This window comes from Neobacillus sp. PVCKKU3 (assembly GCF_058323225.1).
The window spans coordinates 1-26,301 of sequence record NZ_JBLVQN010000036.1 but is presented as its reverse complement, the minus strand read 5'-3'; the positions used below and the strand labels follow the sequence as shown (position 1 = coordinate 26,301).

Annotated in this window: 19 protein-coding genes and 2 riboswitches; of the genes, 17 read left to right on the top strand and 2 right to left on the bottom strand. The window is 41.7% G+C overall.

Annotation, left to right across the window (positions count from 1 at the left end; all coding sequences use genetic code 11):
- The first annotated feature begins 114 nt into the window (after positions 1-114).
- Positions 115-1,125, top strand: a complete 1,011-nt coding sequence (locus tag ACNQGS_RS21300) for a DUF3231 family protein (protein WP_491489092.1) — start codon at positions 115-117, stop codon at positions 1,123-1,125.
- A 178-nt stretch (positions 1,126-1,303) separates the two neighbouring features.
- Here the strand turns inward: ACNQGS_RS21300 and ACNQGS_RS21295 are convergent, their stop codons facing one another.
- Complete coding sequence (locus ACNQGS_RS21295; RefSeq protein ID WP_491489091.1) at positions 1,304-2,290, bottom strand: L-lactate dehydrogenase; 987 nt, start codon at positions 2,288-2,290, stop codon at positions 1,304-1,306.
- Positions 2,291-2,664: 374 nt separating this feature from the next.
- Between ACNQGS_RS21295 and phoD the strand changes: the two genes are divergently transcribed.
- The 3 genes from phoD (at position 2,665) to tatC (ending at position 5,537) form a co-directional block, all read left to right on the top strand.
- Positions 2,665-4,416: an alkaline phosphatase PhoD gene (phoD, locus tag ACNQGS_RS21290; RefSeq protein ID WP_491489090.1), complete on the top strand. Its 1,752-nt coding sequence runs from the start codon at positions 2,665-2,667 to the stop codon at positions 4,414-4,416.
- An 85-nt stretch (positions 4,417-4,501) separates the two neighbouring features.
- Entirely contained in the window at positions 4,502-4,708 is a 207-nt protein-coding gene (locus ACNQGS_RS21285; protein ID WP_213148362.1) for a twin-arginine translocase TatA/TatE family subunit, read from the top strand.
- Between the two features lie 67 nt (positions 4,709-4,775).
- Positions 4,776-5,537 (top strand): twin-arginine translocase subunit TatC, encoded by a 762-nt coding sequence (gene tatC, locus ACNQGS_RS21280; RefSeq protein WP_491489089.1) that lies wholly within the window; start codon positions 4,776-4,778, stop codon positions 5,535-5,537.
- A gap of 71 nt (positions 5,538-5,608) precedes the next feature.
- On the opposite strand, the gene ACNQGS_RS21275 is transcribed toward tatC, so the two are convergent.
- Complete coding sequence (locus ACNQGS_RS21275; RefSeq protein ID WP_491489088.1) at positions 5,609-6,958, bottom strand: sigma-54 interaction domain-containing protein; 1,350 nt, start codon at positions 6,956-6,958, stop codon at positions 5,609-5,611.
- Positions 6,959-7,299: 341 nt separating this feature from the next.
- Between ACNQGS_RS21275 and ACNQGS_RS21270 the strand changes: the two genes are divergently transcribed.
- From ACNQGS_RS21270 to ptsG, 13 genes are all read left to right on the top strand, one after another.
- Entirely contained in the window at positions 7,300-8,385 is a 1,086-nt protein-coding gene (locus ACNQGS_RS21270; RefSeq protein ID WP_491489087.1) for an aromatic ring-hydroxylating oxygenase subunit alpha, read from the top strand.
- On the top strand, positions 8,382-9,833 hold the full coding sequence (locus ACNQGS_RS21265; RefSeq protein ID WP_491489086.1) for an aldehyde dehydrogenase family protein: 1,452 nt from the start codon (positions 8,382-8,384) through the stop codon (positions 9,831-9,833). The genes ACNQGS_RS21270 and ACNQGS_RS21265 overlap by 4 nt, the downstream gene beginning before the upstream one ends.
- Positions 9,833-10,921: a tartrate dehydrogenase gene (locus ACNQGS_RS21260; RefSeq protein ID WP_491489085.1), complete on the top strand. Its 1,089-nt coding sequence runs from the start codon at positions 9,833-9,835 to the stop codon at positions 10,919-10,921. The genes ACNQGS_RS21265 and ACNQGS_RS21260 overlap by 1 nt, the downstream gene beginning before the upstream one ends.
- 129 nt (positions 10,922-11,050) lie before the next feature.
- Positions 11,051-12,607, top strand: a complete 1,557-nt coding sequence (locus tag ACNQGS_RS21255) for a BCCT family transporter (protein ID WP_491489084.1) — start codon at positions 11,051-11,053, stop codon at positions 12,605-12,607.
- 160 nt (positions 12,608-12,767) lie between these two features.
- Positions 12,768-13,733: an acetyl esterase gene (aes, locus tag ACNQGS_RS21250; protein ID WP_491489083.1), complete on the top strand. Its 966-nt coding sequence runs from the start codon at positions 12,768-12,770 to the stop codon at positions 13,731-13,733.
- Positions 13,734-13,985: 252 nt separating this feature from the next.
- The gene (locus ACNQGS_RS21245; protein ID WP_491489136.1) at positions 13,986-14,816 is read left to right on the top strand and encodes a 5'-methylthioadenosine/S-adenosylhomocysteine nucleosidase; all 831 of its coding nucleotides are present in this window, start codon (positions 13,986-13,988) and stop codon (positions 14,814-14,816) included.
- Between the two features lie 132 nt (positions 14,817-14,948).
- Entirely contained in the window at positions 14,949-15,905 is a 957-nt protein-coding gene (locus ACNQGS_RS21240; RefSeq protein WP_491489082.1) for an AAA family ATPase, read from the top strand.
- 1 nt (position 15,906) lies between these two features.
- Entirely contained in the window at positions 15,907-17,124 is a 1,218-nt protein-coding gene (locus ACNQGS_RS21235; RefSeq protein ID WP_491489081.1) for a DUF58 domain-containing protein, read from the top strand.
- Positions 17,124-19,313 (top strand): transglutaminase TgpA family protein, encoded by a 2,190-nt coding sequence (locus ACNQGS_RS21230; RefSeq protein ID WP_491489080.1) that lies wholly within the window; start codon positions 17,124-17,126, stop codon positions 19,311-19,313. The genes ACNQGS_RS21235 and ACNQGS_RS21230 overlap by 1 nt, the downstream gene beginning before the upstream one ends.
- 33 nt (positions 19,314-19,346) lie before the next feature.
- A riboswitch (purine riboswitch) is annotated at positions 19,347-19,448 on the top strand.
- A 127-nt stretch (positions 19,449-19,575) separates the two neighbouring features.
- Entirely contained in the window at positions 19,576-21,117 is a 1,542-nt protein-coding gene (gene guaA / locus ACNQGS_RS21225; protein WP_491489079.1) for a glutamine-hydrolyzing GMP synthase, read from the top strand.
- Positions 21,118-21,219: 102 nt separating this feature from the next.
- Positions 21,220-21,321: riboswitch (purine riboswitch) on the top strand.
- 108 nt (positions 21,322-21,429) lie between these two features.
- Complete coding sequence (locus ACNQGS_RS21220; RefSeq protein WP_491489078.1) at positions 21,430-22,758, top strand: NCS2 family permease; 1,329 nt, start codon at positions 21,430-21,432, stop codon at positions 22,756-22,758.
- 119 nt (positions 22,759-22,877) lie between these two features.
- Positions 22,878-23,720, top strand: coding sequence for a glucose PTS transporter transcription antiterminator GlcT (gene glcT, locus ACNQGS_RS21215; protein WP_491489077.1), 843 nt, complete (start codon positions 22,878-22,880; stop codon positions 23,718-23,720).
- Positions 23,721-23,902: 182 nt separating this feature from the next.
- The gene (gene ptsG, locus ACNQGS_RS21210; RefSeq protein WP_491489076.1) at positions 23,903-25,972 is read left to right on the top strand and encodes a glucose-specific PTS transporter subunit IIBC; all 2,070 of its coding nucleotides are present in this window, start codon (positions 23,903-23,905) and stop codon (positions 25,970-25,972) included.
- Positions 25,973-26,301: the final 329 nt, after the last annotated feature.

Genomic DNA, 26,301 nt, shown 5'->3' with positions numbered 1-26,301 from the left:
AAGATCTCGGCAGAAGAAATACTTCGTGTTGATAAATTTCCTACAGATAGTTAATCAATTAATTTTCCAATTCAAGGGAACAATATTCTTAATTTATTTTTATGGAGGTTTTTTATGAAAAGTAATCATGAATATATTAAGCTGACTACATCCGAAATTGGGACCCTTTGGTCCACGTATATCGAAAACACAGCCTTAAGATGTTTTTACAAACATTTCCTTCAGCATCTTCATGATCCTGATATAAAATCGATTATTGAAGAGGTTTTAACTTTAGTTGAAAAAATTATCACGAAAGTTAAAACCATTTTTGAAGAAGAAAATATACCGATACCTCAAGGTTTTTCGGATAAAGATGTTGATTTGTCAGCTCCTCCGCTATATACGGACCCATTTGCGTTGAGTTTTCTTTTTCGTGGCGGACAAGTCATTGTTCCCTATTACGCTACTGTCCTGACGAAAGTGAGCCGCAGCGATATTTATCAATTTTACTCCAAGTGTTTATACCATGAAACTGAAATACACAAAAAAGCACTGGATCTAATGACTTTAAAGGGATTTTACGATCGACCACCAAAAATGGAATATCCAACAAGTGTCGAGTTTGTTCAACACAATCCGTCATTAATTAATACTTGGTTCGGCGATAAAAGACCCTTAAATACATTAGAAATTGGGGAACTTTTTGCAGGGATTGAAAGAAATGCGATTGGGTTGATCCTTTTGATGGGACTCATTCAGGTAACAAAAGATAAGGAAATAAAGGAATATTTATTAAAGGGAAAGAAACTTTGTGAAAAACAAATAGAATCACTCGACAAATTATTGAAAGAAAATGAAGATTTTGGCGGGTTTCCAACTACGATTGAGGTAACAAATTCAATCATTTCTCCGTTTTCTGAGCGATTAATCATGTTCTTTATCGGTTCTTCTAACCAAGTGGGTGTTTCAACTCTTGGGTACGCATTATCAATCACAATGAGAAAGGATTTAGGAGCCCTGTGGTCCTTTTTTATAGCGGATGTAATGAAGTATGGAGGGGAAGGACTTAAAATATTGGTCAACCGAGGATGGATGGAGAGTCCCCCGCATCCCGTTGGCAGAAAAAAATTTTATAAATCGTAGGGATACTATCTCTTGCCGTCCATTACCTGGAAATGAGATTCAAAAAATACTAACTAAAAAACAAATGTTATTATACAGTTAACAAAAATAAAAGGCGCGATTTCAAAATTACGCCTTTTATTTTTGAAAGAACTTTAGGAAGCATGTTAAGAGAAAAAGTTACTCCTAGTTCAATAATTTATAGAATTACTTTTGAATCCTTACCCGTCTTGGCAACCTTCATCGCTTCTTTAATATACTCCGCAGATTGATGCAGCCAGTCCATTTCTTGAGCATCAAGTGCAATTTCTAATTGCTGCTCTATTCCATTTCGACCAACGATGCATGGCATACTTAAGGCTACATCCCCGTCGTAGCCATATTGTCCGTGTAAGGTAGTGCACACAGGATAAACACTGCGCTCATCTAGCAAAACTGCTTTTGCCAATGTTACAGCAGCCTGGGCAACACCGGCATTGGTCCAGCCTTTACCATTTAAAACATCAAAAGCTGCCTTTACCACCTGCTGCTTAACTCGCTCCCGGCTTAATGGCTCTTTTCCTTGAAAAACTTGGTCTAATTCTTTTTCACCAAAGCCTTGCACGTTTAAGCGGCTTAATACCGGAAAAGCGGTATGGCCGTGTTCGCCCATCATATAACCAGTTACGCTTTTTGGATCGATGTCATAATTGTCGGCAATGATTTTACGAAGGCGGGCAGAATCAAGCATCGTGCCGGTTCCAAATACCCGTCCCTTCGGATAGCCGAATTCATTTTCTGCAATGTAGACCATGGTATCTAACGGATTTGTTATCAAAATAATGATGGCGTCTTTTGTATATTTCGTGATTCCCGTCATGACTTCACGAATGACCTCTGCATTTACAGCTGCCAATTGGGCTCTGTCCGGCATCTTATCATCTTCGCTTTTCAGCATGCTCGGGCCGGCCGCGCAGATAATCACATCCGCATCCCCACATTCGGAATAATCTCCGGCACGAACTGTTGTGTTCGACATATAGGTAAGAGCCGTTGCGTGTGCTTGGTCAAGGGCTTCGCCAAAAGCAACATCCTTATCGCTATCAATGACTGCAATCTCCGCAAATAATCCTAACTTCATGGCGTCTGCGAGAACATAAGAGCCGACATGGCCCACACCTACTACAACTAACTTATTTCTTTTCATTGGTTAACCTCCTAAACAATCAATGTAATTATTTTATCACAATAGGGAAAATAGTTTTTATTTTTTGTTAATTTACTAACTTCTGCCTCATTTCGCTCAATATATATCTTTGTTTGTAAATTTCTTTTAAAAATAAAATGAAAAAAACCAAGAAAATAGGACTATGAAAAATTAGGATAATTTCCCGTTGATTAAAGAAATAACCCCATTTATTGAGGAACATCCATCCATTTATCAGCTGAAAGTCTAATTGTTATATGGTGGGGATCCTTGTTGGAATATCCAACTATTTACATATCTTTAAACTCCATTAACAAATACCAAATATAATCAAATTTGTGGTTCAGAATTTTAATCCTGAGAGGAGAAAAATCATGACAAATGAGAGAGCATTGGATGAACTAGTAAGGAAGTTTACCGAAGATAGTATGAAGAAAAATATTGACCGCCGTAGTTTCCTTCAAGGAGCCGGCAAGATAGCAGGGGTGTCCCTGGGACTGGCCATTGCTAATTCATTGGGCGGATTTAAGGTAGAAGCTGCTCCAAATTTCAGTGTCTATCCATTTACCCTTGGTGTTGCTTCTGGCGATCCCCTGTCAGACAGCGTCGTTTTGTGGACAAGACTAGCTCCGGATCCATTGAATGGCGGAGGAATGCCGTCTCATGTCGTTCCGGTCAATTGGGAGCTTGCTACTGATGAAAACTTCCGCAACGTCATTGGGCGGGGAACAGAACATGCTTCACCTAGTCTCGGACACTCTGTTCACGTAGAAGTGAGCGGCCTAAAGGCCAATACGGTTTATTATTACCGTTTCAAGTGTGGAAATGAACTAAGCCCTGTTGGAAAAACAAAGACACTTCCTGCAGCAGGTGCCAGTGTAGCAAGCATGACATTCGCATTCGCTTCCTGCCAGCAGTTTGAACACGGCTATTATACGGCCTACAAGCATTTGGCCAAAGAGGACTTAGATCTTGTGTTCCATCTCGGGGATTACATATATGAATACGGCACAAATGAATATCTTTCGCCTACGGGTAATGTCCGTGCCCATCAAGGTGACGAAATAATCACCCTTGAAGACTACCGCAACCGCTATGCCCAGTATCGTTCCGATGAACACCTCAGAGCAGCGCATGCTGCATTCCCTTGGGTGGTGACATGGGATGACCATGAAGTGGAAAACAATTACGCAAATATTACTCCTGAAAAAGGACAGTCTGTTGAAGCATTTATCAAGCGTCGTGCCGCTGCTTATCAGGCTTATTACGAGCATATGCCGCTTCGCAGGTCGCAGTTGCCTCAAGAAGGCGGCATGCAATTATACCGGGATTTCTCTTATGGTGATTTGGCAAACTTCTTTGTCCTTGATACACGCCAGTACCGTGATGACCAGGCGAATGGCGATGGATCGAAAGCTCATACACCTGAATCCTTAGATCCAAAACGGACTCTTCTTGGTGCTCAACAGGAACAATGGCTGTTTGACAATCTAGGAAACTCGAAATCTCATTGGAACGTTCTTGCACAGCAGATTTTCTTTGCACAGCGTAAATCTGCAAGTACTCCGCCGAAATTCAGCATGGATTCATGGGACGGCTATCCGGCCCAACGCCAGCGTGTGACAGATTTTATTGCCGTCAAGAACATGGATAACGTAATTGTTCTTACAGGAGACGTTCATGCAAGCTGGGCTAGCAACCTGACTACTGATTATAACAATCCTGATGCTCCAATTTTTGGCGCCGAGTTTGTCGGGACTTCGATTACTTCCGGTGGAAACGGCTCCGATTTGCGTGCTGACACGGCGAAAACTTTAGCGGACAACCCGCACATCAAATTCTTTAATAATTACCGCGGTTACGTTCGCTGCCAGGTCACTCCAGAACAATGGCGCGCCGATTATCGTGTCGTTCCATTCGTGACCGAGCCGGGAGCAGATATTTTAACAAGAGCATCATTTGTTTATGAGAAAGACGAGAACGGGCTTAAGGAAATAGCAACCACTACGGTGCCTATGGGTGTCCAAATGTCTGCAGAAGTGGAAGAAGACCGCCACCGTGCCCACGCCCGTGCGCATGAAATTCAATTGGAGAAAAAGCGCAAAAAAGAAGCCGTTCCTAATTAAATCAAACAGAAAAATGGATGAATGGCACATAGTTATTTGCAACAAACTGGTGGCTGCCAATTACGTAAAAAGGAGATGATCCAAAATGCTGTCAAATATCGGTATTCCAGGATTAATTTTAGTGCTTGTCATCGCTCTGATCATATTCGGGCCATCCAAGCTGCCGGAAATCGGCCGGGCATTTGGTCGGACATTAACTGAATTTAAAAGTGCTGCAAAGGATTTAGTATCTGATGACAACAAAGAGGAAGCGAAAAAACCCGCGCTTTCCGCTGTGAAAAAAGAAAACTAATGGAAAGAGAGCAGGCGAGGCTACACGTCCGCTCTCTTTCTGTGTAAAAAATAGGAGGGTTCAAAGGATGGAAAACAAAGAGCTGCATCTGGGAGATCATTTAGAGGAACTTCGGCGGCGGCTGATTATCACGTTGCTAACATTTATTGCTTTTCTCATCACCAGTTTTATTTTTGCGCAGGATATATATAAATGGCTTGTAAAAAATCTCGATGGAAAACTGGCAGTCCTTGGTCCAAGTGACATCCTTTGGGTTTACATGATGATTGCGGCCGTATTTGCAATTGCGGCAGCCATTCCGGTTGCAGCCTACCAGATTTGGCGCTTTGTGGCACCCGCACTGCATCGTGAAGAAAGGTTAGTAACCTTAAGGTTCATACCTGGGCTATTCCTGCTGTTTATAGCGGGGATCTCATTCGGGTATTTTGTACTGTTTCCAATCGTTCTCGGATTTTTAACCAAACTGTCAGCTGGACAATTTGAAACGATGTTCACCGCGGAAAAATATTTCAGGTTCATGATCAACCTTACACTTCCGTTTGGATTTCTGTTTGAAATGCCGCTTATTGTCATGTTTTTAACGAGACTAGGGATTCTCAATCCGGTTAGGCTGGCCAAGGCGAGGAAACTATCCTATTTTGGACTGATTGTCGTATCCGTTCTTATCACTCCACCAGATTTCCTCTCGGATGTTCTGGTGATTGTGCCATTGCTTGTCCTATATGAGGTGAGTGTATCCCTCTCTAGAATTGTCTACAGAAAAAAATTGCAGCTTGAGGAGGTTCTAGAGAACCACGGCGTGGCAGAAAGCGGACGGTCATATTCATAATTCCCTATTAGCTAAGAAAAAAGGTGGCGGGAGAACTCCCGCAACCTTTTTTTGAATAAATCCTCTATCAATTACTCCTCAACTTCTCCGCAATACTGGCTGATTAGCTTTACAGCCCGGGTCTGGCTGATATTTAAATCCTTTGCTACTTTTCTCGAACTCTTATATTTTTTATACGACTGGGCAATTAACGTTTTCTTTACATGCTCAATGGCATCGTCAAGTTTTGCGGGAAGGCTGTACTGAGTTTGCGGCTGGATGTTTTGCGAAATGAGCTCAGGCAGGTCATCCCTCTGGATGGTAGAGTCGCTGGTGACAACGAGCCTTTCCATTACATTTTCAAGCTGGCGGATGTTTCCCGGCCATGAGTATCCATAAAAGATATCCATGCAATCTTGAGAGATAATTTTATTCATCTCATATTTTTTATTAAATTTATATAAAAAATTATAGGTCAGGGGAATAATGTCTTCTCTGCGCTCCCTTAGCGGTGGAAGGTGAATATCGATGATATTTAAACGGTAAAATAAATCCTCGCGAAAATGTTTCTTCCCCACCATTTCAACTAAATCTCGGTTTGTAGCTGCGATGATCCGGACATCCACTTTTTTCATTTCGTAACCGCCAATCGGCAGATATTGTTTTTCCTGGATAACCTGCAATAATTTTGCTTGCAGCGACAAAGGAAGCTCACCAATTTCGTCCAGAAACAATGTCCCTTGATCTGCTATCTCCAGTAATCCCTTTTTACCATGCTTGCTTGCACCGGTAAATGCTCCTTCAGCATAACCGAAAAGCTCTGATTCGAGCAGGTCTTCAGGCAGGGCTGCACAGTTAAGCTTCAGAAATGTTTTGTTTTTCCGCTTGCTTATATCATGAATGTACTGAGCCAGTACGCCTTTTCCTGTTCCGGATTCACCCTGAATTAATATGGTTGAATCTACCTTCGCAATTTTTTCACAGACCTTCAGAATGTCCTTCATCTTTTGACAATTCGTGATTGGAGTGGAGTGTGGAGATTCTGCTGGATGATTTTCTCTTTCTTTTTTAATCTGCTTAAACGTTTGCATCTCTTGTGAGGTCGTGACAATTAGTTCGATTTCATTTTCCTCGTTTAATATCGGAACTGCCGTCGTTAATAGCTCAGCCCCAATATAGGTGGATTGCCTGATCGTAACTGGCTTTTTTTCCTTAAAAACCAAAGGTATAATCGAGGGCTTCCAATACCCCATTTCAAGTAATTCCGCATTTTGTTTTCCGACCACATCCTCTGGCTTTAAACCGTAATGCTTTTCGCAAACACTATTAACAAAAATAATCCTTTGATCCCGGTCAATAACAAATATCTCATCAGAGGAATGGTCTAAGATCTTTCTTAATGTTTCACCTGTTATTTCAGGTATGTGGATATTTTCTAACATAGGAGGACAGCTCCTTCGTCGGCTTGAGTTTATTATAATTCAATTGAGTTGAAAATAACTCGGTTCAAAGTTAAAAAGTGAATGAAAATTGACACTTTTCCTAATTATTACGCGCTTTTAATAATTGGCACGATACTTGCAATAAGAAAAGATAAGTGATTTAAATCACACTAATACAATTTAACAAAATATTCGTTCCTTTGTAAACGGTTTATTATGTATTCCCCGTTTATTAGGAACAAGTAAGATGAATTGTTTCTGACTCAATCTAGTAATCTAGAAGATTTATAGCAATTTATCTTGTTAATAAAAAATCTTAAGAATAAAAGGAGAGATTTAGTATGGCAACTTATAATCCAGTCGTTAACAAATCCAACAAAGTTTATGAAAGATCATTAACTTATGATTTATACACAGATCCAAAGGTGTATCAGCAGGAAATGAATGATGTGTTTGCTAAGTCATGGCAGTTAGTCGGTCATGTAAGCCAAGTTGAGAAAGTCGGCCAGTTCTTTACCTGTGAAGTTGCAGGCGAGCCAATTCTTGTTACCCGCGGCAAAGACGAAGTGATTCGTGCATTCTACAATGTCTGCCCGCACCGTGCAACAAAACTTGAAAAAGAAGACGCTGGAACGAAGAAAATTTTTGCCTGCGGCTACCACGGCTGGACATTCCATTTAGATGGACAGTTGAATAAGGCACCAAACTTCACTGGCGAGGATGCCCATTGTGTCAGCGACCGCTGCTTACGATCTGTAAGAATGGAAATTGGAGAGGGACTCATTTTCGTTAATCTTGATGATCATGCTGCACCTTTAGCTGAAGTGTACGGCGATTTCTTCGATCGTCTAGCAAAGTTCCCATTCTTAGGCGAACTTAAGAGAATTAACCAAAAAACGCGTGTGATTAAAGCAAACTGGAAAGCGTTTATCGACAATTATTTAGAGTGTGACCACTGCCATGTTGCACACCCTAGCTTTGTAGCAACTCTTGACATGAAAAACTATCAAATTGTTACTTGCCAAAACTATTCCGTTCAAGCATCAGTGGTTAAACCGGATAAAACAATGGGGACAACTGACTTAAATGAAGCAGAATTCCAAGGCGGGGAGTTCTACTGGTTATGGCCAAACCTAATGGTAACGATCTATCCAGGACCTGCCAATATGGCAACCATTCAAATGGTTCCGATTGACCACGAAACAACTTTAGGAGTATACACTTACTACTTCAGGGATGAGAATTTATCCCAAGAAGAACAGGACCTTGTCACATTTGCCGAGCAAGTAAGACAAGAAGATGTGGAGTTAGTAGAGTTGGAGCAGATTGGATTCCGTTCCCGTGCCTTTAACCAAGGAGTTTATTCTTCCTCCGAAAAGGCAATTGTACAATTCCACGACATGGTGTTGGAGGCGTTAGGACGATGAGTAAGGTGACAGCAGCTGAGAAAAAGCATTTGTTTATTAATGGAGCAGATGTAGAGGCGGCAGAATATGCCCCTCTTTACTCCCCATATTCTGGAGAACTGATTGCTGAGATTGCGATGGCAGATGAAAAACTGACAAAGGACGCCATAAAATCAGCTCAAGCTGGATTTCAGGTAATTTCCAAAATGCCGTCCTATCAGCGGGCAGCTATTTTGGAAAATGTCGTAAAACTCTTGGAAGAAAGGTTAGACCAAGCGGCGGAAGTTATTTCAAGAGAGTCAGCTAAGCCGATTTCTTTTGCGAGAGGAGAGGTTTCAAGAACAATTGAAACCTATAAATTTGCAGCGGAAGAGGCAAAAAGAATTCACGGGGAAACCCTTCCTTTTGACGCTTCTCCTGGCGGCGTAGGAAGAATCGGGTATACGGTCCGCAAGCCGATTGGAGTTATTGGTGCAATTACGCCGTTCAACTTCCCAATGAATCTAGTAGCCCATAAGGTTGGTCCGGCGATTGCATCAGGTAATTCCATTGTGTTAAAACCGGCTTCGCAAACACCATTATCCGCTCTTTACATTGCAGAGCTTTTCAAAGAGGCAGGCCTTCCGGACGGTGTATTAAATGTGGTAACAGGTTCTGGTTCGGTTGTAGGGGAAGCGATCATCCGCGATGACAGAGTTGCGATGATTACATTTACCGGCAGCCCGGCAGTTGGAATTGCGATTCGCAATAAGGCGGGGTTGAAAAGAACAACTTTAGAACTTGGCTCTAATGCAGCAGTTATTTTGGATAGAGACACAAATATTGATCAAATCATCGACCGCTGTGTGATGGGGGCTTTCTCCAACCAAGGCCAAGTATGTATTTCTTTACAGCGTGTGTATGCCCATGAAGATGTGTATGATCAATTTGTTGAAAAGTTTGCGGCGGCGGCAAAATTATTAAAAATAGGTGACCCGTTAAACCCTGATACGTATATATCAGCGTTAATTTCAAAAAAAGAAACAGAGCGCGCGGCATACTGGATTGAAGAAGCGAAGCAAAATGGCGCAGTGATAGCAGCTGGCGGTAAGCTTACAGAAGATGGGGTTTTAGAGCCAACTATTATAACCAATGTTGACCCGAAACAAAAGGTGTCTTGCCAGGAAGTATTTGCTCCGGTTGTAATTGTGAATAAGGTAGGTTCCGTTGAAGAAGCAATTGAATATGTAAATGATTCAAGATACGGGCTCCAGGCTGGGGTTTATACAAAAAATGTTGATAAGGCTTTGCTTGCAAGTGAAACGCTAGAAGTCGGGGCGGTGATGATCAACGACATTCCTACTTTCCGGGTAGACCATATGCCATATGGCGGTGTGAAGGAAAGCGGAACTGGACGCGAAGGGATCAAATATGCAGTTGAGGAAATGACAGAATTGAAATTAGTTGTTTGGAACCGAGGAGACAAATAATGAGCACATATAAAATTGCTGTAATACCCGGGGATGGAATCGGCCCCGAGGTATTGCAGGAAGGAATAAAGGTTTTAAATAAAATTGCAGAGTTAGATGGCAGCCTAAAGTTCGAGTACACATATTTTCCATGGGGCTGTGAGTACTATTCTAAACACGGTGTCATGATGGATGAGGATGGAATCGAAAAGCTCAAGGGCTTTGACGCCATTTTTCTAGGTGCAGTCGGATTTCCGGGTGTACCTGACCATATTTCCTTATGGGACTTGTTGTTGAAAATCAGAAAAAGCTTTGACCAATACATCAATATCCGTCCAATTAAGTTAATCAATGGCGCCCCATGTCCATTGAATGATATTAATCGGAAAGATGTGGACATGCTGTTTATCCGCGAAAACAGTGAGGGAGAGTATGCCGGGGCTGGTGATTGGTTATTTAAGGGCCAAGAAAATGAAGTCGTGCTGCAAACCGGAGTGTTTTCCCGCAAAGGCACTGAACGGGTGATCCGCTACGCTTTTGAAACAGCAAGAAAAGAAGGTAAATCTCTAACTAGTATCAGTAAGGGAAATGCCTTAAACTATTCGATGGTTTTCTGGGACCAAGTATTTGAGGAAGTCAGCAAAGACTACCCGGATGTGAAAACGGCTTCCTATCTCGTTGATGCAGCAGCGATGCTGATGATTACCGATCCGAAACGATTTGAGGTGGTGGTTACTTCAAATTTATTTGGTGATATCTTAACAGATTTAGGTGCAGCTTTAGCTGGAGGAATTGGACTGGCTGCCGGTGCAAACATTAATCCAGAAAGAAACTTCCCATCGATGTTTGAGCCAATTCATGGCTCTGCACCGGATATTGCAGGTAAAGGATTGGCTAATCCGCTGGCAACGATTTGGTCAGCGAGTCAGCTGTTAGATCACCTTGGATATGAAAACTATGGCAAGCTGGTCCTTGATGCCATCGAGGAACTGCTTGTGGAAGGCAAGGTATTGACGCCTGATATGAAGGGGACCAATTCCACCTCTGAAGTCGGTGATCAGGTGACGGAAATTCTGGCCGTTCTTATAGGTGAGAAATTAACTGTATAAATATTATTTTTTAACATAATACGCTCTAAATTATTGGAAAATTCTATTTGGTTAAAATATTTAGAGAGATTGATAGAATAAACGGAGTAACCTTTTAATTAATATATGCTAGGATAGGAGAGGATTATTGTGCAAGGAGAGACTGTCATAAAAGAGACTACTGTAAAAAAACCAAAGATTTTCACGACTATTTTCCTTATTTCTGCTTTAATTACTGCATTTTTTTCTATCTTTTCGTTAATTAGCCCGAGTACACTTGCGAAAATTATGACCTTTATTCAGAATCTATTTGCTACTCAGTATGGGTGGACTGCCATGTTAATTCCAGTTTTATGTATGGGATTTTTAGTTGCATTGGGAATTTCAAAATACGGGAAGGTCGTCATAGGCGGCAAAGATACCAAGCCGGATTATTCTATGTTTTCGTGGCTAGCGATGTTATTTACATCCTCCATTGGTATAGGAATCATTTATTTTGGCGTAAATGAGCCTCTTTATGCCTATTATTTAGCACCGAGCAGTACGGAAGCTCCAAATAAAATGGAAGCAGCCAGAGAAGCAATGGGGACAGCTCTTTACCATTGGGGTGTCTCTGTGTGGGCTATTTTTAGTGTTGTGGGTTTAGTTATGGCTTACTTCGTTACAAAACATAACATCCGCTATTTACCGGGTGATGTCATTGAAAAAAGCTTCGGAAGAAGAAAATGGGTCCCTGCAACCAAAAACACGATGAATATATTAGCCATTGTATGTTCTGCCATGACCATTGCAGCCACAATGGGGTTGGGAAGTGTACAGATTGCTACCGGGGTTAACCTGGTAATGGACATTTCTATTAAAGGAGTCCTTCCGTATTTTGTGTTAATCGTTTTGCTTATCGTCTGTTTTTTTGCATCCACAACTAAGAAAGTCGGTAAGGGAATGCAAGTGTTAGGCGATTGGAATGTCTATTTGGCCATTGTCATTTTGCTTTTTGCCATATTATTTGGACCAACGCGTTATATATTAAATCAAGTTGTGCAATTGCTGGGAACCTATATTGATCAACTGATCCCAAGAAATTTCGATATGTTTTTATTTAGTAAGGACCCTACCTATACAACCACATGGGATGTTGCCAATAATATGTGGTGGATTTCATGGACACCTTTTATGGGGGTATTCATTGCGTCTATTTCAAAAGGCAGGACGATTCGCCAATTTGCCTTCGCCACAATGACAATACCGGTACTATTTATGTTGATTTGGCATGCTTCGTTTGGTGGAATTGCCCTTTTAGATGCCGTTTTGGGAACTGGAAAAATTGCTAAGCACGCTATGGAAAGCCCAGATATGACCTTCTTTGCTATATTACAGACCATGCCTTGGCCAAAATTAACCTCCATTGCAACAATCGTACTCTTGATTATGTTTATTTCAACAACAGTGACAAGTGCCGCTTTATCATTAGCGCGAATGACAGATATAGAAGGAAAAGAAGCAGCCCCTGTTAGAAGTGGCGTGTGGGTCATACTCATGACCATTATCGCATTAACAGGTATCTTTGCTACTACATTGGGTGGAAATGATGCATTAAATGCGGTAAAATCTTTGGCCACTACTCTATCGTATCCGTATTTGTTTTTCTTTATATTAATGATCACTGCATTCATTAAACAGCTTTTGAAAGATAAGCCGCAAGTATAATTTTATGTTGAGGGGGAATACACAGGATGGATTTATATTATCTACATGGCTGGCAACTTATTGCAGAAAAAGTGCTACAAATCGGAATGTTACTTTTTATCGTGTGGAACGTAAAGTTATTATTTGAAAAAAATAATAACACTGAAGGAGACTAGAAAAATTGGAACCGAACAAATATAATGCTTACCAAATGATGACTTCTAAAATGCTAGAAACATTAACAAAACAAAATGAACTTGTTGAAGATGCATTTTCAACTGATGTAACTTTTGAAGAGATGCGTGAAAACTATGTGAAGGAAAGAAAGTTTTGGAACGAAGGCGGTCCTGAACCGGGAAAAACCTTTGATTTAGAGGTGGAAGGACCATACGGACCCATTGCAATTCGTTTTCACTACCCAATGCGAAGGACTGGAAAAGGTTCAATTGTTTATATCCATGGCGGCGGGTTTGTAGTAGGGAATCTTGACACACATAGTAAAATTATGCGCTTGTTAATGGAAGAAACGGAATCAGTCGTAATAGGCATCGACTATCACCTAGCTCCTGAATTTAAATACCCTGCACAAGTTGAAGAGTGTGCTTTTTTAGTTGATTGGTTGCGAAGTCATTCGGAAGAATATGATGTTGATAGGGATGATATTACCCTTGCAGGTGATTCAGGTGGAGCCAATTTATCCTTAGCAACGGCTTTATATTTGCGGGATACAAAGAAAGATGTGTCTTATATACGTTCTTTACTTCTTTATTACGGTGCTTATGGACTCACTGACTCGAAATCAATGCGCTTATTTGGTGGAGATTATGATGGATTAAGCCGTAAAGATTTAATGGCCTATTCAAAAATGTATCTAGGTGACGGAAATGCAGATTTACGTTACTATGACTGTTTTTCGAATGATTTAACTAAAGGAGTGCCCCCGTGCTTTATTGCTTATGGCGATTTGGATCCGCTTCAGGATGACAGTAAACTATTATATGATATATTAACATATAATAATGTTAAAGCAGAGTTAGAAGAATATAAAGGCGTGATCCATGCCTTTTTACACCATTCTCGTATTCTTCCGGAATCCAAAGAGGCAATTCAAAAAGGTGCAAATTTCTATAAATCTTGTATGAGGTAATTCCTGCTAAGCTGGTGAAACAGTCTAGTAAAATTTATAACATTAGCAGACACCACTTCCTATAAAATCTAGGAAGTGGTTTTTTGCATTTCTTTAGATTAAATATAAAAATTTTTTTCCTGTCTTCGAACTATCATAACAGGATAAACACTCGGTTCATAAATCAGGAGTTAGTTTCTGATAATAAGGAGGGCTTTGTTTTATTAGAATGATTCTGTGAAAGGAGTTGCCTGTATGATTGTTCGAAAAATAATGGCAGCAGCCTTATTTTTGTTAAACCTATTTTTAATGTGCGAAATAGAGGTACACGCAAAATCAGCACAAAGGCCGATCGTTATCCAAGGGGCAATGCCGGTCGAGGTTGACCAGTTAATTCAGGGATTAGAAAAAGTTAAAAAAGAAAAGTATGGATCGTTTGTTTTTTATAAAGGCGAAATCAACCGCTATCCGGTTATCGTTTCAAAAACAGGAAAAGGAATGGAAAATGCCGCGGCAGCTACGGCCATTGCCATCGTCAAATATCACCCGATTGCTATTATTAATCAAGGTACATCAGGCGGCCATGTTCCTGATTTACATGTTTTTGATATTGTTGTTGGAAAAAGAGTGACCAATATCGGCTCGTTTAAAACAGAAATAAGAGGGAAAAATCAAGGGATTGCCCCGACTAGGTGGATGCCTATGGACTTAACCGCTTCAGAGGAAAGTGAAGAAGAGGTAAAGGCGGGGCAAATCCGCTACTTCGAAGGAGATCAAGCATTGCTTGCTGATGCTATGAAAATAACGGACCAGTATCACAAAGGAAAAGTTGTCGAAGGTACGATCGGTTCAGCGGATGTTTGGAATAACGAAGTGGACCGAATCGCTTGGCTGAACAGCCTATTCGGCACCTTAGTGGAAGAAATGGAAGCAGCATCATCCGCCCAAGTTGCAGAAAGCTTCCAAGTCCCGTTCTTGGGGATTCGAATTGTCTCTAATAACATTGTAAACGGTGAAAAATACAACCCCGATACAGAAAAAGCAGGCCAGAGTTATGTGTATAAACTTGTTAAAACGTACATTTACAATTTAACAGAAAAGTAAGAAACATTTCCTCCGTATCATCCGTCTAATAGTTGAAATATCTGTGTCTTTTTCACAGGAATTTTCCAAAGATAAATCGAATACATAGATGGAATGTAATTATTTGGTTTTTTGAATAAGGAGGAGTCAGCCTTGGCCCATGAACAATGGAATCCCACAATAGATAAAATTCTCGCGAACATTGAAAAGGTTATGATTGGAAAAAGAAATGTCGCGGAACTAAGCCTTGTCGCGCTGCTGGCAGGAGGCCATGTTCTGCTTGAAGACGTCCCTGGTGTTGGAAAAACGATGATGGTCCGTGCCTTAGCTAAATCCGTCAATGCCAACTTTCGGAGAATCCAGTTCACTCCGGACCTGCTGCCATCAGATGTAACCGGGGTGTCCATTTATAACCCGAAGGAAATGGAATTCCAATTTCGCCCTGGCCCGCTGATGGGTAATATTATCCTCGCGGACGAGATTAACCGGACTTCGCCGAAGACGCAGTCGGCACTACTCGAAGGCATGGAGGAAGCGAGTGTCACGATTGACGGCGTGACCCACAAACTCCAAAAACCGTTTTTCGTCATGGCGACACAAAACCCAATAGAATATGAAGGTACATATCCGCTTCCGGAAGCACAGCTTGACCGCTTTTTATTAAAAATGAAGATGGGCTACCCGGACATTCAGGAAGAAATCGAAGTATTGAATCGGGCGCAAAAAGTGCCGCCAATCGAGGACCTTCAGCCTGTTATTGATCTGGAGGGCCTGCGGGCGCTGCAACAAGAGGTCAAAGACGTTTTTGTCGATGATACGATCAAGCGTTATATCGTGGATATTGTTAACCGGACAAGGGGATATGGAAGTGTATACCTCGGCGCAAGCCCAAGGGGATCCATTGCTCTGATGAAAGCTGCGCAAGCCTATGCCTTTATTTTTGGACGTGACTATGTGCTGCCGGATGATATTCAATATTTAGCGCCATACGTCCTGTCGCACCGGATTATTTTAAAGTCGGAAGCTAAATTTGAAGGGATCACCTCGGAGGAAGTGGTGAACCGTGTGGTTAACAGAGTTCCCGTTCCTGTCCAAAGGCTTGTGAAGTAAAATGAAAAAACTATGGAAATTCACCAAAAGGGCTTGGAAGTTTATCCTGTTATTTTTCTTGATCTTCCTGACCTTCTCCTATGCCATGTTCCAAGGGGGATTTGTCAGCTGGTTTCTGTTTTACAGCTTCCTGCCGTTTGCGGTTTATTGCGTTGCACTTTCCTTTTATTCTTTGAACGAACTGGAAGTCAAAAGGGTTCTGCCCAAAACGGATTACAACGCCGGGGAGCCGTTAAAAGTAACCGTCCAGATAAAAAGGTCGAAAGGCTTTCCGTTATTTTATTTAATCGTCCAAGATAACCTGGACCAATCATTAGAATATGCCGATAAAGACAGCTCCCCGAAGGCCATTCTGTTTCCCGGGTTTAAAAAAGAGTTTACCTATGAATATACCATCGATAAATTGCCGCGCGGCGAGCATTTTTTTCAAACCTTTACCCTTAGGGCAGGCGACCCGCTCGGCTTATTTGAAAAGGAAAAAACACACTCAGCTGAAGGGAAAATCATTGTCTATCCGGCCTATACCGAGCTCCTTTACCGCCCCTTTGAGCATCAGTATGACCAAGGTTTGACAGCATCCCGGGAACGGGTCCAGCGCGATACGACCATGGCGGTCGGCGTCAGGGACTACCAGCCGGGCGACCGATTTTCCTGGATTAACTGGAAGGCAACGGCCAAGCGGAATGAGATTATGACAAAAGAGTTTGAACAGCGGCAGTCTCATGATGTATTTGTGGTGATGGACTGTGTACCGGATAAACGCTTTGAAGCAGTAGTTTCGTTCACGGCCTCCTTACTAAGGGCTGTTTTGAAAAAAGGGGCGCAAACAGGTCTTCTTACCATCAGCAAGGAACGAGCCTCGTTTCCAATCAGAGGCGGGGAACAGCAGCTGCAACAGCTTTTCTATCATCTCGCCAAAATCGAGGCAAAAAGCTTTTCACCGCTAGAAAAGGTCATTGAAGCAGATGGCCTATTTATTCAGCAAACCGTTTCATTCATGCTCGTCACAGCCCAGTTAACCAAGCCTTTGATTGAAAAAGCCAGCTTTCACGGCCAAAGAAAAGGGGCGATTACCCTTTTCCTTATCAAAGGTGAACATGAAGCGCCTGACGGCAATGAACGCTCGCTCATTGGAGTTGCAAACGCCCGCGGCGTCCGAGTGATATTGGTTCATGACGGTCATTTCGAAGCTGCCTTCTCGGAGGTGACGTTATATTAATGAAAAGAGATCTCCCAACCCTTCTTTTATATACCTTTGGATTTTTGTTGCTATGGGAATGGCTTAGGCCGGTGGAACAATTAACAGATACGGACCATATTGAAATATTTATTGTTTTTTTGATTATTGCGTTTGCCCTGTCCTATCTGCAAATGAGATGGTTTTGGCAATGGTTGATTAAGATTGCTTTCATTCTTTTTTCGATTAATCGGTTCCACTACGAGGGAGGTTTTTTTCACTCCGGGTGGTTAGGGTCCTTTTCCGAAGATATCATCAATAACTTATGGTCCATTGTGGCTAGGAACTGGAATGAGCTATCGAATGAATTCCGCACCCTGCTGTTTTTTATCTTGATGTGGATCATGGTCTATCTCATCCATTATTGGCTACTAAGGCAGCAGCGGATTTTTATCTTTTTCTTTATGACGTTACTGTTTATCACGGTTCTCGATACGTTTACCATCTATGATGCCAAATTTGCTATCGTCCGGACTGTGGCAGCTGGATTTGCGGTGATGGGCATGCTGACGTTTTTCCGCATCAACCGAAGAGAAAATATCAACAGCGACTCCGCATTTATAAAAAAATGGATGGTGCCGCTTGTTATTATGGTTGCCTTAAGTGTGATTGTTGGAATTGCTGCCCCGAAGGCAGCGCCGATTTGGCCCGACCCGGTTCCTTATTTAAAAGCGGCGGGTAACAAGGGAGGCGGAGATGGCATCGGCGGTATCAGCCGGATTGGCTATGGGACGAATGACTCCCATTTGGGCGGTCCGTTTATTGCGGATGATACCACTGTTTTTACGGTTGAGTCGAATGGCAAGAATTATTGGAAGGTTGAAACGAAGGATGTATATACCGGAAAGGGCTGGCTTGCATCGGGATCGACAACCATTGATTTTAGACAGTCTGATTTAGTGCCGGTATTATCTATTCCAGGTAATGTGGAAACCACCAATGAAACAGCTAAAGTTAAGCCGGCTGGAGAGTTTGTTTCTTTTGTTGTTTATCCGGCCGGAATTCAAAAGTTCATCGATTTCCAACCAAAGCTGCCTGAACAATATCCGATTCAAATTGATACAAATACGGAGAAAATCAGAAATATCGGCAATGTGGATTATACCGTTGACTTTAAAGTGCCTAAATACAAAGCTGTAGATTTAAGAAAAACGACAGGCTATGACCCGGCTGTGATGAACGAGGAGTTTTACAAAAGGTATACCCAGATTCCGGAAGAGCTGCCGCCGAGAATCAAACAATTAACAGAAGAGGTCACCGCATCCGAAACGAATTGGTTCGATAAGGCAAGAGCGGTCGAGCGGTATTTTGGAAATACAGAATTCACCTATGACCAGAAAAATGTTGCGATCCCAGGGGGAAAAGACGATTATGTGGACCAATTTTTATTCGATACGAAAACAGGGTACTGCGATAATTTTTCCAGCTCAATGGCCGTCATGCTCCGCTCGATTGGCATTCCAACCCGCTGGGTAAAGGGATTTACGGGAGGAGAGTTCCTAGAATACAGCCGGGATGACGAAACGAAGGAGCTTTACACAATCACTAATAATAATGCTCATTCCTGGGTAGAGGTATTTATCCCGACACAAGGCTGGATTCCCTTTGAACCGACAAAAGGGTTCTCAAACAGTATTAACATTAACTTTACATCAGGGCAGACTTCCACAAATACGCAAACCCCTGCGCCTGCACCTGTTAAAAAACCGGAAAAGAAGCCGCTCGAAGAAACAGCAAATGTAAAGAAAGATAACTCCTTTGATATCAGGGATATCTGGAGAAATATTCAGTTGTTCTTCAAAAATGAGTGGAAATGGATTGTGTTTGGCGGCGTGCTTGCTGCTGCTGTTATTGCGCTTTTGTATCGAATTCGCGGCAAATGGTTCCCGTATCTCGTCATGCTGCGGTACCGTTTTAGGAAAAAGGATGAAACCATTGGTGCAGCCTACTTGATTTTACTAAGTCAGCTCGCCCGTTACGGGTTAAAACGTAAGGAAAATCAAACACTTCGTAACTATGCCCACTATATCGACACGTTCTTCTCGACGAGGGAAATGACGCGCTTAACGCACCGTTATGAGCAGTACATATACAATCAAAGCCTGCCCGAGGGAAGCTGGAAGGAAGCGCGGGAATTGTGGGAAAATTTAATCAAAAAGACTATCGCTTGACCAAAAAAACAACCTATTGTTACAATATGGTGTAATTTAATAGGTGTAAACCTTCATATATCCTCGAAGATAGGGTTCGAGAGTCTCTACCGGGCCGCCGTAAAGGGCCTGACTATGAAGGCAGAATTGGTTAAGTATAATCTTTTACGAGAAAACTAGAATTCTGCCTTCCTTTTTCTTATGGGCGGGAATTCTAGTTTTTTTATTTTTTTATGAAAAAACGGGAAAAACTAAACTAACTTTTATAAAAATAGGGGTGGGCATGTTGTCTGGAAAGCAAGATATGATTGTCGTGTTAGACTTTGGAAGTCAGTATAATCAATTAATCACACGCCGAATTCGCGAGTTTGGTGTCTACAGCGAACTTCATCCGCATACAATTACAGCAGAAGAAATCCGTAAGATGAATCCGAAGGGAATTATCTTTTCCGGCGGGCCAAACAGCGTATATGACGAAAATTCCTTCCGCTGCGACAAGGAAATTTTTGAAATGGGTCTGCCGATTCTTGGCATTTGTTATGGTATGCAGTTAATGACCGTTCATTTTGACGGCAAGGTTGAAAAAGCGACGCACCGTGAGTATGGAAAAGCTACAATGAAGGTAGAAAATCAATCAGCGCTATTTGGCGGTCTGCCGGAAGAGCAGGTTGTCTGGATGAGCCACGGCGATCTTGTTGTGGAAGCGCCGGCAGGGTTTACTGTTGATGCAACAAGCCCATCCTGTCCGATTACTTCGATGAGCAATGCGGACAGAATGCTTTATGCTGTTCAATTCCATCCGGAAGTGCGCCATTCTGTTTATGGTAATGAACTTTTAAAGAATTTCGTATTCAATGTTTGCGACTGCAGCGGCGATTGGTCAATGGAGAACTTCATTGAAATGGAAATGGAAAAAATCCGTACAACTGTCGGAAATAAAAAAGTTCTGTGTGCGCTAAGCGGCGGGGTAGACTCCTCGGTTGTTGCCGTATTAATTCATAAAGCCATTGGCGATCAGTTAACCTGTATTTTTGTCGATCACGGCTTATTACGGAAAAACGAAGCAGACAGCGTTATGAAGACATTCTCTGAAGGCTTCCATATGAATGTCATCAAGGTAGATGCTAAAGAACGCTTCTTATCAAAGTTAGAGGGTGTTTCTGACCCTGAGAGAAAGCGGAAAATTATTGGCAATGAATTTATTTATGTGTTTGATGATGAATCGGCCAAGCTTGAGGGCATTGAATTCTTAGCACAAGGAACGCTTTATACCGATATTATCGAGAGCGGTACAGCAACAGCGCAAACGATTAAATCTCACCATAATGTTGGCGGGCTTCCTGAGGACATGCAATTTAAATTAATCGAACCATTAAACACTTTATTTAAAGATGAGGTACGTGCCTTAGGTACTGAGCTTGGAATTCCAGATGAGATTGTCTGGAGACAGCCATTCCCGGGACCGGGCCTTGGCATTCGTGTCCTTGGTGAAATCTCGGAAGATAAATTAGAAATCGTCCGCGAATCAGATTGGATTCTCCGCGAGGAAATTAAAAAGGCAGGGCTTGACCGCGATATTTGGCAATACTTCACCGTGCTTCCAGATATACGCAGCGTCGGTGTCATGGGGGATACCCGTACGTATGATTATACAATCGGGATTCGCGCAGTCACCTCGATTGACGGCATGACTTCTGACTGGGCACGGATTCCGTGGGATGTCCTTGAAGTCATTTCAACAAGAATCGTAAACGAGGTCCCGCACATCAACCGCGTTGTCTATGACATCACCAGCAAGCCACCTGCAACAATTGAATGGGAATAAGAGGAAGTGAAAAAACGAACGATGCTAAAAATATTTTTTAGTATCGTTCGTTTTTATTGTTTACAAACATAAAAAACGCTGTTAAAATAAAAAAAGTCAAATGAAGATATTGTCGAATTGCGTCGTATAATATTGGGGATATGGCCCAAAAGTTTCTACCGAGCCACCGTAAATGGCTTGACTACGAGGCAGTGTTTAATAGAGAGGCATTTTTATTCTTTTCTCTGTTTTCACCTGCCAAGAGTCAACGTTCCGGTAGAATGCCGGAACGTTTTTTTGCATAAAATAAGGGAAAAAACAGGGGGAATAAAAATGCAAAAGTACTTTGAGTTTGAAAAAGTAGGCACAAATTACCGCCGCGAATTTATGGGCGGACTGACTACGTTTTTAGCAATGGCTTATATTTTGGTTGTTAATCCATTAACGCTGTCACTTGCATCTGTTAAAGATCTTCCTGATGCAATGAGAATGGATTATGGAGCAGTGTTTGTAGCTACAGCATTAGCATCGGCATTAGGTTCGATTATTATGGGTCTTCTCGGTAAATATCCGCTTGCGTTAGCACCGGGGATGGGATTAAATGCTTTCTTCGCTTATACAGTGGTACTAGGAAGCGGAATTCCTTGGCAGCATGCTTTGGGTGCTGTATTCATTTCCGGCGTATTCTTCTTTTTACTGACGCTGACAGGTCTTCGGGAGAAAATTATTAATGCCATTCCAATTGAATTGAAACATGCAGTTGGTGCTGGTATCGGTTTATTTATTACCTTTGTCGGATTACAGAGTGCTGGAATTATCGTGAACAATGATGCAACACTTGTTGGTCTGGGAGATTTGTCAGCCCCAGGGACATTATTGGCCATTTTTGGCATCTTAGTAACAGTTATCATGATGACAAGAGGAATTAGTGGTGCGGTATTCTACGGAATGATCATCACAGTAATCGTAGGAATGATTTTTGGCGAAATTAAAGTTCCTGACAAAGTTATTGGCCATGTACCAAGTATCTCACCAACCTTTGGTGCTGCGTTTTCTTCCTTTGGAGACAGTTCGTTCTATACAACAGCTATGCTTGGTATTATCCTTACCTTCTTGTTTGTGGATTTCTTTGATAACGCAGGGACACTTGTTGCGGTTGCCGGTCAAGCAGGATTAATGAAGGATGGCAAACTTCCAAATGCAGGAAGAGCCTTGGTTTCTGACTCTGTTGCTTCAACTGTCGGTGCTGTACTTGGAACATCAACAACCACCTCGTATATCGAATCAACAGCGGGGGTTGCTGCTGGTGCCAGAACAGGATTTGCGTCACTGGTAACTGCTGCATTATTTCTTTTATCATTATTCTTCTTCCCGGTATTATCAGTCATTACAGCACCGGTTACTGCTCCTGCATTAATTATTGTTGGGGTACTGATGGTTTCTTCTTTAGGAAAAATTGACTGGACTAAGTTTGAAATTGCCGTTCCGGCGTTTTTAACCATCATTGCAATGCCGCTTTCTTACAGTATCGCAACTGGAATCGCGATCGGTTTCATCTTCTATCCGGTTACCATGCTGGTAAAGGGCAGAGCGAAAGAAATTCATCCGATTATGTACTTCTTCTTTGTTATCTTTGTACTGTATTTTATTTTCTTAAAATAAATCCTTTATAAAGGAGCTGTGGATATTTTTCACAGTTCCTTTTTTGTCGTTGACTTCCTGATGGGCGTCTTTTAGTATGGTAATACTGATTGTTTTTATTCGAAATGAGGATTAAGGGTATGGCAAAACTTCAGATAAATAAAGCTTTAAATAATAATGTATTGATTGCTGAACACCCTGCCTACAAGGAAGTTGTCATTATCGGCAAAGGCATTGGCTTTAACCGTAAACAGGGCGATTTTATAGATACGGAAAAAGTTGAAAAACTTTTTGTACTTAAAAATGAAAAAGAGCAGGAAAACTATATTAAACTTCTTCCTTTTATTGACCAAAATGTTCATGAAGTAATCATTTCCGCCATTAACCTAATAAAGCAGCGTACTCGTTCAGAGTTAAATGAACATATTCATGTTGCTTTAACCGATCACTTAATGTTTGCGCTAACGCGTGTCTCGCAAGGGATGGAAATGGGAAATCCATTCTTGGTCGAAACGAAAGCGCTCTATCGTCATGAATATGAGGTGGCGAAGGAAGTCGTGGAATTGATTAAAGATAGAACCGGTATTGAACTTCCGGTGGGTGAGATTGGTTTTATTGCTCTCCACATTCATAGTGCCATAACGAATAAGAATCTTTCTGAGGTTAATCAGCATTCCCAGTTGATCAGCAGATTAGTGGATATGGTGGAAGAGCAGTTACTGGTTGAAATTGATAAGGAAAGCATTGATTATATGAGGCTTGTCCGCCATCTTCGTTTTACGATAGAACGTGTCAGAAATGGGGAAAAAGTGGAAGAGCCAGAAAAAATCGCTTCCCTATTGAAGGATGAATATCCGGTGTGCTATAATCTTGCATGGAAGCTCATTAAGGTAATGCAGCAAGCTTTAAAAATGAAAGTGTTCGATGCAGAAGCTGTCTATCTGACGATGCATTTGCAGCGGCTGCAAAACAAATTTAAATAGTCATCCATTTACGTGTTACTGATTCGATCAGGCATGAGTAAAAAATTGATTGAAATGAGGATGTATGGGAACTCTATACCCATATCTTCATTCAATTGGTCTTTTGCTCATGCCTTTTTTGCGTCTTTTTTATAAAAAGCATTCATTTAATGAGCTAGAATACAATTTCAGGAGGTTTAAATATGTTTAAGAGAGCTTTTGGCGTCTTACAAAAAGTCGGTAAAGCATTAATGTTACCGGTTGCATTACTGCCGGCTGCAGGGATCCTGCTGGCGTTAGGTGCAGCGCTTGTTAACCCGGCCTTATTAAATTTGGCACCTTTCTTAGATAATGAAGGGGTCAGAATGGTTGCTAATGTAATGAAAAATGCCGGAGATATTGTCTTTGGTAACCTGCCGTTGCTATTTGCTGTCGGGGTTGCTGTCGGATTAGCTGGCGGAGAAGGTACAGCCGGACTTGCAGCGATTATCGGCTACTTGATTATGAATGTCACAATGGGGACAGTTTTAGGAATTGATGCAAAGGATATTAATGGCACGAGCTATGTTAGTGTCCTCGGGATTCCTACCCTCCAGACAGGTGTATTTGGCGGGATTATCGTTGGTATTATCGCCGCAGGATTATATAATAAGTTCTTTGAAATTGAGTTGCCTTCTTATTTGGGATTCTTTGCCGGTAAACGGTTTGTTCCGATTATTACGGCAGGAACAGCTATCATTTTGGGTTTAATCATGTTGGTTATTTGGCCTCCAATCCAGCACGGATTGAATGCGTTCTCTAATAACATGGTAAATGCAAACTTAACGCTTTCGGCGTTTGTCTTTGGGGTTATTGAGCGTTCATTAATTCCTTTTGGACTGCATCATATTTTCTATGCTCCATTCTGGTATGAGTTTGGCAGCTATACAACTCATGCTGGTGAGGTAGTTCACGGTGACCAGCGAATCTTTATGGCTCAGATTTCAGACCACGTGAAGAATTTGACTGCCGGTACGTTTATGACAGGTAAATTCCCGTTCATGATGTTCGGTCTTCCAGCTGCAGCGCTTGCTATCTATCATGAAGCAAGACCAGAGAAGAAAGTATTTGTCGGGGGCTTAATGGCATCTGCTGCCTTAACTTCTTTCTTAACAGGTATCACTGAACCGATTGAATTCTCATTCCTTTTCGTAGCACCTGTGCTATTCGGAATCCATGCCATTTTTGCTGGATTGTCATTTATGACGATGCACCTGTTAAATGTAAAAATCGGGATGACTTTCTCGGGAGGTTTAATTGACTACATTCTATTCGGGTTGATTAACCCGCAAACGCATGCTTGGCTTGTTATTCCTGTCGGTCTTGTGTTTGCTGTTATTTATTACTTTGGTTTCCGTTTCGCGATTCGCACGTTTAATTTGAAAACACCAGGCCGCGAACTGGAGGAAGAAGAAAACCAGGCGCCGACTGGCAAAGCAAGCTCAGGCGATTTAGCCTCTAATATATTAGATGCCATGGGCGGCAAAGCAAATATTGCTCACTTAGACGCATGTATTACCCGCCTTCGTGTATCCGTTAATGATATTAAAGACGTGGACAAAAATGAATTGAAGCGGCTTGGGGCAGCGGGTGTCCTTGAGGTCGGCAATAATATTCAGGCTATCTTCGGCCCGCGTTCTGAAACGATTAAGGGTCAAATGAAGGATATAATGGAAGGAAAGCGTCCGCGCACAACCGCTGTCAATGCGCCGGAAAAAGGCGTGCAGCAGCAAATTGAAGAGGTAAACCCTGAAGCGCTTCAATCTGAACATAAGGGTGAAGATGTATTTGTTTCTCCTATTAAAGGGGAAATCAAACCGATCACTGAAGTACCGGATCAAGTATTTGCAGGTAAAATGATGGGTGATGGCTTTGCAATTGTTCCTGAGGAAGGCATGGTTGTATCTCCTGTCGATGGTAAAATTGTTAACCTGTTCCCAACCAAGCACGCCCTAGGCATTCTTTCTGATAACGGCCGTGAAATTCTTGTTCACGTAGGTATCGACACGGTTAACCTGAAGGGTGAAGGCTTTGAAACATTGGTGTCTGAAAATGACCGTGTAACAAAAGGCCAGCCGCTGTTAAAGTTTGATATTGCCTATATTAAGGAGCATGCCAAATCAACGATTACACCAATCGTCTTTACTAATTTAACTGAAGGCGAAAAAGTAGTTATTGAAAAGCAGGGGCTTGTAGACATAAAGCAAGAAGGTATTATTAAAATAACAAAGTAATGTATTAGGTTACCGGCTCTTTATAAGGGCCGGTTATTTTTTTTGAAAAAAGTCTATATAAACAGTTGACGAATTTAATCCAGGGTGATAATATATTAAAGCAGTCGTTACCGACGAGTTAACAACAAATTGATAGTGAATACTTCAAAAAAGTAGTTGACTTCGAGAAAACGATGTGATATATTAATAGAGTTGCTTCTGACGAAGCGATTTTAAAAAATAGTTCTTTGAAAACTAAACAAACAAAAACGTCAACAAACAATAATTATTCATTTCTTTTGAAGTGAAGCCAACGTAACATTTTTGAGCTAATCAACTCAACTTTATTG